The organism is Streptomyces sp. NPDC059787 (assembly GCF_042732315.1).
In the GTDB taxonomy this organism is placed as follows: domain Bacteria; phylum Actinomycetota; class Actinomycetes; order Streptomycetales; family Streptomycetaceae; genus Streptomyces; species Streptomyces atrovirens.
Genome location: NZ_JBHWHX010000002.1, coordinates 303,333 through 313,947, shown reverse-complemented (window position 1 = coordinate 313,947; position 10,615 = coordinate 303,333). Strand labels below are relative to the sequence as shown.

Below are 10,615 nucleotides of genomic sequence, written 5' to 3'. Positions count from 1 at the left end.
TCCACCGCCGTACCGCGTCATGTCCGGCCGCCGCCCGTCGAGTTGTCCGCGAACTCCCCCGGCATTGTCCGTGATCGGTAACGGACGCATCCCGAGGGCACCGGACTCCGTCATGTCAGGTGGGCCCGGGGTGAGCGGGGCCGACGGGCAACTACGCGAGGGCGGGACGGACATGGCACGGCACGGTGGCGGGCGGGGCTGGTACGGCAAGCTGGTCGGGGCGGCGCTCGGGGTGACGGTGCTCGCCGTCGGCGCCTCGGTGTGGACCGCGCAGGCCGACCCCGTGGGCGGTTCGTCGCCGAAGGCGACCGCGTCCGCCACGCCGGGCGGTGACGCCAAGCCGGTCGACGTGAGCATCGCGCACGCCTCGGACGCGGGGGCCCGCGGCGTCAACATCACCATCGACGACGGCCCCGACCCCGCCTGGACCCCCGAAGTCCTCGACATCCTGCGGGAGTACGGGGTGAAGGCCACGTTCTGCGTGACGGGGATCCAGGCCCAGGCCCACCCGGACCTCGTGAAGGAGGTCGTCGCGGCCGGGCACCGGCTGTGCAACCACACGGTGTCGCACGACACCACCATGGACAAGAAGTCCGAGGCCTACCAGTCGAAGGAGATCCTCGACGCCGAGGACATGATCGTCAAGGCGTCCGGGGGCGTACGGTCGATGTACTACCGCGCCCCCGGCGGGGCCTTCACCCCCTACAGCCGCGAACTGGCCGCCTCCAAGGGAATGCGTCCGCTGGGCTGGAACGTGGACACCAAGGACTTCGAGCAGCCGGGCGCCGACGCCATCGTCGCCACCGTCCAGCGGGAGATCTCCAACGGGCCGACCGTCCTCTTCCACGACGCGGGCGGCGACCGCGCCCAGACCGTCGACGCCCTGCGTCGCGTCCTGCCCTGGCTCAAGGAGCAGGGCTACACCTTCGGCTTCCCGGTGCGCTGAGCCCGCGGTCCCTCCGCGACCACCACGTCACGGAGGGACCGGCGTTCACCCGGGGCCGTCAGGGACGCTCGACGGTGCTGAAGGGGTCCACCGGAAGTGCGCGCCGGAGCAGCCCCGGGACGCGTTCGTCCCCGGCGGGAACGCCGGGTGCTCTTCGCAGGAGTCCCGGCAGGCGTCCGGAGCCGCCGCCCGCGCCGCCGGGGACCGGGCCGGGCTAGGATCCGGAGCATGGCCCTGACCGTGCAGGACGTGGACCGGTTCGAGGCTTCCAGGCCCCGTCTGGAGGCCATCGGCTACCGCCTCCTCGGCTCCGCGAGCGAGGCCGAGGACGCCGTGCAGGAGACGTTCCTGCGCTGGCAGGCCGCCGACACCGGCCGCATCGAGGTCCCCGAGGCCTGGCTGACCAAGGTGCTCACCAACCTGTGCCTCAACCAGCTCACCTCGGCCCGCGCCCGGCGCGAGACCTACGTGGGCGAGTGGCTCCCCGAGCCGCTGCTCGCCGGCGACCGGATGCTCGGCCCCGCCGACACCGCCGAACAGCGCGAGTCGGTCTCGTACGCCGTCCTCGTGCTGCTGGAACGTCTCTCCCCCAACGAGCGGGCGGTGTACGTGCTGCGGGAGGCCTTCGACTACCCGCACCGGGAGATCGCCGAGATCCTCGACCTCACCGAGGCCGCCAGCCAGCAGATCTTCCACCGGGCCAGGAAGCACGTCGCGGACGGCAAGGCCCGTACCGAGATCGACGAGGCCGCCGCCCGGCGGGTCGTCGACGAGTTCCTCGCCGCCGCCACCAGCGGCCGGACCGAGCCGCTCGTGCGGCTGCTCACCCAGGACGCCGTCGCGGTCGGCGACGGCGGCGGGAAGGTCCCGGCCCGCGCCAAGGCGTTCGAGGGCGCGCTCGCGGTCGCGACGTTCATGCGGGGCCTGTTCAAGCCGGGCAAGGCCAAGCGCGCCATCGTGGGCGGCTCGCCCGGCGTCCACGCCACGACCGCCAACGGCGACCCCGCCCTGGTGGCGGTCCTCGACGGCCGGATCGTCGGCATCATGTGCTTCGCGGTCACCCCCGAGGGCATCACCGCGATCCGCAGCCAGGTGAACCCCGACAAGCTGGAACGCGCGACCCGGCTCTGGGCTGCCGCCGACCACGGGGAACCCCTGCTCGTCGCCTTCTGAACACCGTGTGACACACGCCACACCCCGCTCCTGTCAGGAAACGGCGGGCCGCCCGGTTCAAGGGGCGACCCGCCGAAGAGCCGACGACAGGAGCAGGGAAATGCAGCACCGCATCATCGTCCTCGGAGCCGGATACGCCGGAGCCATCGCCGCCGGACGCCTGGCCAAGCGGCTGCGCCGCGAAGACGTCGCCATCACCCTCGTCAACGCCGAGCCCGACTTCGTCGAACGCGTCCGCATGCACCAGCTCGCCGTGGGCCAGGAGCTCAGGCCCCGCCCCTTCGGCGAGATGTTCGCGGGCACCGGCGTGGAACCGGTACTCGCGAAGGTGACGGGCGTGGACGCCGACCGCAGGACGGTCACCGTCACCGACGGCACCGGGGGGAGCGAGCAGCTGACGTACGACACCCTCGTGTACGCCCTCGGCAGCGGCTGGGACACCCACGGCGTCCCCGGTGTCGCCGAACACGCCCACGAGATCGCCAGTCGCCCCGGCGCCCTCCGGCTGCGCGAGCGCCTGGCCGGCCTGGACGCGGGGCGGCCCGTGGTCGTGGTCGGCGGCGGACTCACCGGCCTGGAGGCCGCGACCGAGATCGCCGAGTCCCGCCCGGACCTCGACGTCTCCCTCGCCGTCCGCGGCGACCTCGGCGACTGGCTCTCCGCCAAGGGCCGCCGGCACCTGCGCAAGGTCGTCGACGGGCTCGGCGTCACGGTGCACGAACGGACCTCCGTCACCGCCGTCGGGGCCGACCGCGTCACCACCGCCGACGGCCGCTCCCTCCCGGCCGCGGTCACCCTGTGGACCACCGGCTTCGCCGTCCACCCGCTCGCCAGGGCCACCACCCTGGAGACCACCGGAACCGGCCGGATCGTGGTCGACTCCACCATGCGCTCCCTCTCGCACCCGGAGGTGTACGCCATCGGCGACGCGGCGCTGGTCCAGGGGCCCGGTGACAAGCCGCTGCGGATGTCGTGCGCCTCGGGCGTCCCCACCGCCTGGCAGGCCGCCGACGCCATAGCGGCCCGCCTGACCGGCGGCAAGCTCCCGAACACGCCGCTGCGCTACTTCAACCAGTGCGTCTCGCTGGGCCGCAAGGAGGGCCTGATCCAGTACGTCACCGCCGACGACCGCTCCGTCGACGTGGCCCTGACCGGACGCCTCGCCGCCCTCTACAAGGAGCTGGTCTGCAAGGGCGCCGCCTGGAGCGTGGCCAACCCGACCCTCGGCGTTCCGAGCCGCCGCCGCGCCCTGGTCCACGCCCCGGCCGCCCCGGTCACCCCGCTCAGGCCGGCGGCCTGAACACGGCAGGGCTGGACGCGGCTGTACGTGAGGGAGCGTCCGGTGTTGTGTCATGGCGTGGACACAGCACTGGACGCACCGCGCACCCGCTCCTGCCTGCCCGGGGCGGTCTCCGCGCTCTTCGGAGCCGCCGTGGGCGGTGCCGCCTGGTCACTGGCCGTCTGGGCGCGCGCGTACTGCGACGCGGGCTTCGACGCCGGCGGACGGTTCGAACTCAACGTCCTGCTCCCTCTCGTCGTGGGAGCCGAAGCGGTCTTCGGGCTCGCGGCGTGGGCGGCCGGCCGGCGTCTGGCACCGCGCGTGCCGGCGACGGCGCTCCGGGTCCTCCTGCCGGCGCTGCTGGTGGTCGTCGTGACGGTCTGGCCGGCCTGGTGGTTCTTCGCGACGCGGGGGACCCTGGACGGCTACCCCGGCGACTCGGGTCTCTGCCCGGCGGGCAACGTCCCGCCCCGGTGGCCCGCCTGGATCCCCGCCTGACACGACGGGCTCCTCACGCTCCCCGGCCGCGCGGCGCGAGGTCGCGGCGCGCGGGAATGCGTGCTGTCCTGGAGACGGCGGCAGGAGTACACGCCCATGCGTCACAGCCGGACCTCCCCCCTCGCTCCCGCCCGGCCGGCCGCGCCGACCGGGGCGGGCGGGGGTCTGCTGCCGGTCCGGGAGCTCGCGGTCGCCTGGTTCCTGGTCGTCCTGATCGCGGTGCCCGCCTGGATTCTCACCGTCGGGCAGGCCCGGGACATGGGCGTCGGGCCCGGCACGATGGGGATGGCACTGCCGCTGTTCCTGCTGCTGTGGGTGACGATGACGGCGGCCATGATGCTGCCGTCCATGGCACCGGTGGCCCTCACCTGGGTGCGGGGGATCGGCCGGCGGTCCTCCGGCCGGGCGCGGGCCGCGCGCACCGCCGGGTTCGTGGGCGGGTACCTGCTGGTGTGGACCGCCTTCGGGGTCCTCGCCTACGCGGCCCTGGCCCTCACCGGCGACCTGGTGGACGACCGTCCGACGGCGGGACGCTGGATCGGCGCGGTGGCCTTCCTGCTCGCGGGCCTGTACCAGCTCGGCCCCCTCAAGAACGTCTGTCTGCGGCACTGCCGCGACCCCATGGGGCAGCTGGTGCGGTACGCCGCGTTCCGCCGGCCGGCCCGCGACCTGCGGGTGGGCGTCCACCACGGCGCCTACTGCGTCGGCTGCTGTGCGGGACTGATGGCCGTCCTGGTCCCGCTCGGCGTGATGAACGTGGCGGCGATGGCGGGACTGGCCGTGGTGGTCTTCGTGGAGAAGCTGTGGTCCCGCGGCCCGCTGCTCGCCCGGATCGTGGGTGTGGCGTTCCTCGTCCTGGCCGTACTCGCCCCGTTCCAGGACCGGCTGCTGCCCGGCCTGACGGGAACGGTGCCCCCGATGCCCGGAATGTGAGCGAGCCGCCCCGGTCCTTCACTCCGGTCCGCTCCAGTCGAACCGGAAGTGCTTGCTCGACTTCCCCGAGCGTTCCCAGGAGAAGCCGAAGGCGTCGGCGCGGTCGGTGGTGGCACGTCCCCAGGTGGCCACCTGGCCCGGCCCGACCTCGGCGCCGGGCGCGTTGTGCACCTGGACCCGTGCGCCGTCCGGCGTCGTCGGGCCGGTGAGCGCCTCTGCCGTGGCCGTGACCCGGCCGGGGATCTCCGCCCGCCACGTCGCGAGGTCCTCGTCGATCTCCACGTGGACGGGAGCGACGTCCATGCCGCGCATCTCGGGGTGGAACATCTCCCCGAACTGCGCGGGCCATCCGCCCGCCTCACCGCCGAAGACGGCCCCGAGCGCGGCGCGCTGCCGCTCGTCGGCCCGTTCGTCGAGGAAGACCGCGGCGTACGGGTCGGTGTGCGTGCCGGTCCAGGGGTTGCCGGTGAAGGAGCCGAGCATCAGGACGTTGAGGCCGTCGAGCCGCACGTCGCCGAAGCTGCCCTCCCGGATGTGCCAGACCAGCACGCCTTCGCAGTCGCCGTAGGTCGGGGGCTGGGCGAACGTACAGGGACACGGTATGGCGCACTTGCACACGTCGAACCAGTCGCCGGCCAGGTGCCAGCGCGTACCGGTGGTGACCTGCTCTGTCATCTCGCTTCCCTCCTGCCGGGCCCTCGGGGGCCCACTCGGAGTGGCGAGACCGCGTGTCCCGAGCCCGCACCCGGGATGACGAGGCGGCCTCCCTTCCAGCTTGCACCTCACCACCGGGCGGGGGAACCCCGTCCATGGCGGCGCCCGCGTACGGAACCCGTCCTCGCTCCGGAGCACCGTGCCCGCGAGGTCCTCCCGGCGGTGAGGCGGCGGTACGACGGTGAGGGCCCCGCCGGCGTGTGCCGGCAGGGCCCTGGTGTCTCCGTCGTCGCGGTTCTCCGCCCGTCCTCCTGTCGTCCTCCCGCGACAGCGGAGAGCGGACCGACAGGGGGCTCGCGGTTCCGGCGGCTCTAGGCGGCCGGGCCGGAGCCGGGGCGTCGCTGTGTCCTGCGGCGGCCCTCCTCACCGGCGGGGCGGCCCTGGCCGGCGGGACGGCCCTGGCCGGCGCGGCCCCGGCGGCCCCGGCGGCTGCGGGAGGGAGAGGGGGAGGACGCGGCGCGGGGGCTTTCCGCGGGCGGCGCGGCGATGACGACCGGGACGCCGGAAGGTTCCTGGGCGCCCGTGATGCGGCTCAGCTCGGCCTCGCCCGAACGTACCTGGGTGATCAGGGGGGTGATGCCCGCCGAGGCCATCAGCCGGCTCATGTCGCGGCGCTGACCGGGCGTCACCAGGGTGACGACGCTGCCGGACTCCCCGGCGCGGGCCGTACGGCCGCCGCGGTGCAGGTAGTCCTTGTGGTCACTGGGCGGGTCCACGTTGACGACCAGGTCGAGGTTGTCGACGTGGATTCCGCGCGCGGCGACGTTGGTCGCCACCAGCACCGTCACGTCCCCGCTCTTGAACTGGGCCAGGGTCCGCGTGCGCTGCGGCTGGGTCTTGCCGCCGTGCAGGGCCGCGGCACGGACACCGCTGCTCAGGAGGTGCTTGGTCAGCCGGTTCACCGCGTGCTTGGTGTCGAGGAACATGATCACTCGGCCGTCCCGCGCCGCGATCTCGGTGGTCGTCCGGTGCTTGTCCTCGTCGTGCACGTGGAGTATGTGGTGCTCCATCGTGGTGACGGCGCCCGCCGACGGGTCGACGGAGTGGACCACCGGGTCCGTCAGGTAGCGGCGGACCAGGCGGTCGACGTTGCGGTCCAGGGTGGCCGAGAAGAGCATCCGCTGCCCGTCGGGGCGCACCTGGTCGAGCAGGGCTGTGACCTGGGGCATGAAGCCCATGTCGGTCATCTGGTCGGCCTCGTCGAGGACCGTGATGCCGACGTCGTCCAGCACGCAGTCGCCCCGGTCGATCAGGTCCTTGAGCCGTCCGGGCGTCGCGACGACCACCTCGGCCCCGGTGCGCAGCGCACCGGCCTGCCGGCCGATGGACATCCCGCCGACGACGCTGACCGGCCGCAGGCCCACGGCGCGGGCGTACGGGGTGAGCGCGTCGGTGACCTGCTGGGCGAGCTCACGGGTGGGGACGAGGACGAGGGCGAGCGGTCGCCGCGGCTCGGCCCGCCGTCCCGCCGTACGGGCCAGTACGGCGAGGCCGAAGGCGAGGGTCTTGCCCGATCCCGTACGGCCCCGGCCGAGTACGTCACGGCCGGCCAGGGAGTTCGGCAGCGTCGCCGCCTGGATCGGGAACGGCGCGGTCACGCCTTCGCGGCCGAGCGTGTCCAGCAGCCGCGCGGGCATGTCGAGATCGGCGAACGACTCGACGGCGGGCAGCGCGGGCGTGATCGTCTCCGGCGGCGCGAACTCGCCCTGTACGGCCCGTGCGGCCGGCCGGTTCCCGGAACCCTTGGAACGGCGCGGACCGCCGGAACGAGGGGCGCCGGAACGAGGGGCGCCGGAGCGGGGCGCGCCGGAGCCTCCTCCGGAACGGTCATGGGTGCGGGACGTGCGGGCACGCTTCATGCGGAACCTTCCTTGATGGGGCGCGTACCAAGGAATTCCCGCAGCACATGGGCGGCGCAGAGAATCTCGAGACGAGCCGAAGTCGATGGGGCCGGGCCGACGGAGAGGCCGACGGAGAATACGTCACCGGCCGGTGACGTGGTGGAGCCGCCCCGTCACACGCCCGGAAACGCAGCGAGCCGGGGCCCGCACCCCAGAGGTGCGGGCCCCAGCTGCGAAGTACGCGTCGGCGCCGGTGTCAGGCGGGAACGATGTTCTCGGCCGTCGGGCCCTTCTGGCCCTGCGCGATGTCGAACGACACCTTCTGGCCTTCCTGCAGCTCGCGGAAGCCCTGGGCGACGATGTTCGAGTAGTGGGCGAAGACGTCGGGGCCGCCGCCGTCCTGCTCGATGAAGCCGAAGCCCTTTTCCGCGTTGAACCACTTCACGGTGCCGGTAGCCATGTCTTTTCTCCTTCGGAGGCGGTATCGGGAATTCACCCTGCGTGAATTCCGTGTCGCCGTGATGATCAACCCGTAGGAAATGAACCCGCTGGCAACCACACCTGCAACTGATACCGACACTAGCACGGTGCGATCGGCCCTGCGTGATCGCAAATTCCGTCCCGGGCGACGACCTGGGAATACGTGCCGTGCCCGGCGCTTATTCCCCCCGTCACGGACGCGAGGGTCACATCCCGGGTGCGCGCCGGCCGCGGTACGTCACTGCTCGGAGGCGTGGATCGTGGCGGTTTCGAGACCTTCGGAGGTGTGTGACGCTCCGTCAGACATGGGTAATCCTCGCTACCTCGGATCCGTGACCACTCAGGGGGACAGATGAACGACAACGGATACACGAGTTTGCCGGGATGGAGAGGCGGGGACGCCAACGCCGCGTATCTCGACAAGAATCTGCTGCACATACCGGTGGAGACCTCCCTCGACGACTCGGTCCACTGGCGGCAGCTGCTCCAGCTGTTCGTCTACGCCTTCCTCGCCTCGGTCCTGGCGTTCCTGCCCCTCTTCTTCTTCGGGCTGTTCCTCCTCGTCGCGGGCAGCGGCGAGGGATTCGCCGTCATGGCCACGCTGGCGTACATCGCCTCGGGCGCCGCCTTCTGGGTGACCCTGCTCGGGATGCGCCTGGTCGAACCGATCGCCGAATGGCGGGTCCTGCTGGCGGACCGGAGCGGATCCCTCGACTCGGCGTACGTCTCCATCGCGGGCACGCTCGCGCGTCGCCACATCCCCGTCGACCGCGCCGAACGGGTCATCGCGACCGGACTGGGCCGCGATCAGGTCCGCAGCCGCCTGGTGCTCTCGGAGGGCAAGTGCCAGGTCTACGTCTCGGTCTTCTCGTACGGTACGAGCCTCTACCTGGGGTGGCAGATGTGGCGCTCGCGTCGCGGGTACGCCCTGATCGGCGGGTTCGTGACCGATCTGATCGCGTCCGTCATGGGCCGTCTAAGCCCCGAGCGGATCATGCTGCGGACCGAGGGCGTGCGGGCCATGCGGGAGGCGGTGCACGCGGCGTGCCGGGAGGGGCTGGCCACGGCGGTGGACCAGGTCGTGGTACCCGTCGGCTACGCCTTCCCGCAGGGACTGCCGCCGGTGCAGGCCGACCCGGCGAGGTCCGCGCCGGCGCCGGGCCTCGACACCACGGGCACCTGGGGGCCCGCGGGCGGCGCCCCGGCGGGCAGTACGCAGCCCGGTACCTGAGGCGGACCAGCAGTCACCGAGGCAACGGGGCCCCGGGGAAGCCCGGGGATCAGGGAGGGAAACGCGGATGGCCGGAGCCGCTCCGGAGGGCGCGCGGGGCATTCTGCTGCGCGGCGCCCCCAGCGGGGAGCACTGGGCCCACGCCGCCTTCTCCCTGAGTCCCGCCCCGCTGCCCGGGGGCCTCTACCCGGAGTTCTCCGAAGCCCGGCGCAGGGCGGACCGGGTCGCCGCCGAGCGGACCTGGCTCGCGGCCCTCTGGACGGACCGCACCACCGCCCGCTGGGACCTGCGCTTCATCGGCGATCCGGCGAGCGGGCGGATCGACACCGTCGTCATCGCCCAGTGGTACGGCGCCGACGCGGCGGCCGCGGTCCGGGCCGCGCGGGACGGGCTTCCCGCTCTGGCGCGGTTCCCGGCGCACGTGACGGGGACCCGGATCGAGGACACCGCGGAGATCGAGCGTCTGCTCGCCCCGTTCGTACCGGGGCCGGGTGCGATCGCCGAGATCCGCAAACGCATCACCTGCCGGACCCTGACCCGGTTCTGGGGAGCGGAACGCATCGCGACCGCGGTCTCCCGGTTCGACGCCCACGACCCCTCCTGGGACCGGGTATGGGCCCAGCTGGCCGCGGAACCGCGGCGGACGGTGGTCAGCGTGTGTCTCGAACCGTGCTCCGCCCCCGCCGGACTCGCCGAGGGCCTGACGATGAGGGCGCAGGCGTTCGGGACGCTCGCGGTGCCGGGGCCGCCCGACCCCATATACGGGACCCCCGTACCGGGCGACCCCTTCGCCCGGGAGGCACACGCTCTGTACGAGGCGGCCGCACGGCGTTACACCGGGCGGCTGCACCGGGCGCGCATCTCGGTCGCCGCCGAGGGGGACGCGCCGGTGTCCGATGTCCTGACCGGCCTCATCGGCCACACCCTGGCGCCGACGAGCTCCGGGGCGGTCGTCGTCCGCCCGCAGGACCGGGAGGATCACCGAGTGGCCTGCGGCAACCTGCTGGGCGTCAACCGGGACTGGCAGCGTGAGGCCTACTGGCAGGAGGTCCCCGCGTTCCTGCGGGCCGCACCCGGGGGACAGCTGTGGCTGAGCGATCCGGGCACGGTGGCGGCCCTCGCCGACCTCGTGGACGCCGACGAGGCGGCCGCCGTCCTCCGCCTGCCCCACGAGGAGCCCGGTGAGCCCGGACTCTTCGCGCTGAGACGGCGGGCGCCGGACACCGCCCGCCACGGAGCACCCGCCATCGGTGGTGGCGGTGGCGACGACACCGGCTGGACCGACTTCGGCACCGGTGACTGACCGCCGTGCTCCGGTCCCCCTGCCATCCTGAGCGGCCGTCGGAACGACACGACCACCTGACGCAACCGGCCGTCCGACACGACCGACCACCCGACACGACCGGCTGACATGACCGGCCGTCCGACACGACCGGCTGACATGACCAGCCGACCGACACGACCGGCTGACATGACCAGCCGACCGACACGACCGGCTGACATGACCAGCCGACCGACAC

At 73.1% G+C, this 10,615-nt stretch carries 10 protein-coding genes; 7 read left to right on the top strand and 3 right to left on the bottom strand.

The annotated features are described in order from the left end of the window. The first annotated feature begins 172 nt into the window (after positions 1-172). The 5 genes from ACFV5H_RS03405 (at position 173) to ACFV5H_RS03385 (ending at position 4,829) form a co-directional block, all read left to right on the top strand. The gene (locus ACFV5H_RS03405) at positions 173-946 is read left to right on the top strand and encodes a polysaccharide deacetylase family protein (RefSeq protein WP_385052367.1); all 774 of its coding nucleotides are present in this window, start codon (positions 173-175) and stop codon (positions 944-946) included. Positions 947-1,174: 228 nt separating this feature from the next. Next, on the top strand, positions 1,175-2,119 hold the full coding sequence (locus tag ACFV5H_RS03400) for an RNA polymerase sigma-70 factor (protein WP_385192524.1): 945 nt from the start codon (positions 1,175-1,177) through the stop codon (positions 2,117-2,119). A gap of 100 nt (positions 2,120-2,219) precedes the next feature. Then, complete coding sequence (locus tag ACFV5H_RS03395) at positions 2,220-3,419, top strand: NAD(P)/FAD-dependent oxidoreductase (protein ID WP_385052372.1); 1,200 nt, start codon at positions 2,220-2,222, stop codon at positions 3,417-3,419. Positions 3,420-3,476: 57 nt separating this feature from the next. Beyond that, the gene (locus ACFV5H_RS03390) at positions 3,477-3,896 is read left to right on the top strand and encodes a hypothetical protein (RefSeq protein ID WP_385192522.1); all 420 of its coding nucleotides are present in this window, start codon (positions 3,477-3,479) and stop codon (positions 3,894-3,896) included. 96 nt (positions 3,897-3,992) lie between these two features. Continuing rightward, positions 3,993-4,829: a DUF2182 domain-containing protein gene (locus ACFV5H_RS03385; protein ID WP_385052378.1), complete on the top strand. Its 837-nt coding sequence runs from the start codon at positions 3,993-3,995 to the stop codon at positions 4,827-4,829. 18 nt (positions 4,830-4,847) lie between these two features. Here ACFV5H_RS03385 and ACFV5H_RS03380 read toward each other — a convergent pair whose 3' ends face one another. From ACFV5H_RS03380 to ACFV5H_RS03370, 3 genes are all read right to left on the bottom strand, one after another. Continuing rightward, positions 4,848-5,504: a DUF1326 domain-containing protein gene (locus ACFV5H_RS03380; protein ID WP_385052380.1), complete on the bottom strand. Its 657-nt coding sequence runs from the start codon at positions 5,502-5,504 to the stop codon at positions 4,848-4,850. Between the two features lie 350 nt (positions 5,505-5,854). Further along, entirely contained in the window at positions 5,855-7,402 is a 1,548-nt protein-coding gene (locus ACFV5H_RS03375) for a DEAD/DEAH box helicase (RefSeq protein WP_385052383.1), read from the bottom strand. 238 nt (positions 7,403-7,640) lie between these two features. Next, entirely contained in the window at positions 7,641-7,844 is a 204-nt protein-coding gene (locus ACFV5H_RS03370; RefSeq protein ID WP_030819851.1) for a cold-shock protein, read from the bottom strand. Positions 7,845-8,216: 372 nt separating this feature from the next. Here ACFV5H_RS03370 and ACFV5H_RS03365 point away from each other — a divergent pair, with 372 nt between their 5' ends. Next, positions 8,217-9,095, top strand: coding sequence for a hypothetical protein (locus ACFV5H_RS03365; RefSeq protein WP_385192520.1), 879 nt, complete (start codon positions 8,217-8,219; stop codon positions 9,093-9,095). A 67-nt stretch (positions 9,096-9,162) separates the two neighbouring features. After that, entirely contained in the window at positions 9,163-10,398 is a 1,236-nt protein-coding gene (locus ACFV5H_RS03360; protein ID WP_385192517.1) for a hypothetical protein, read from the top strand. The last annotated feature ends 217 nt before the right edge of the window (positions 10,399-10,615 follow it).

Coding starts and splice junctions, on each gene's coding strand:
- ACFV5H_RS03405 (WP_385052367.1), top strand. CDS start 173: ATGGCACGGCACGGTGGCGGGCGGGGCTGGTACGGCAAGCTGGTCGGG.
- ACFV5H_RS03400 (WP_385192524.1), top strand. CDS start 1,175: ATGGCCCTGACCGTGCAGGACGTGGACCGGTTCGAGGCTTCCAGGCCC.
- ACFV5H_RS03395 (WP_385052372.1), top strand. CDS start 2,220: ATGCAGCACCGCATCATCGTCCTCGGAGCCGGATACGCCGGAGCCATC.
- ACFV5H_RS03385 (WP_385052378.1), top strand. CDS start 3,993: ATGCGTCACAGCCGGACCTCCCCCCTCGCTCCCGCCCGGCCGGCCGCG.
- ACFV5H_RS03380 (WP_385052380.1), bottom strand. CDS start 5,504: ATGACAGAGCAGGTCACCACCGGTACGCGCTGGCACCTGGCCGGCGAC.
- ACFV5H_RS03375 (WP_385052383.1), bottom strand. CDS start 7,402: ATGAAGCGTGCCCGCACGTCCCGCACCCATGACCGTTCCGGAGGAGGC.
- ACFV5H_RS03370 (WP_030819851.1), bottom strand. CDS start 7,844: ATGGCTACCGGCACCGTGAAGTGGTTCAACGCGGAAAAGGGCTTCGGC.
- ACFV5H_RS03365 (WP_385192520.1), top strand. CDS start 8,217: ATGAACGACAACGGATACACGAGTTTGCCGGGATGGAGAGGCGGGGAC.
- ACFV5H_RS03360 (WP_385192517.1), top strand. CDS start 9,163: ATGGCCGGAGCCGCTCCGGAGGGCGCGCGGGGCATTCTGCTGCGCGGC.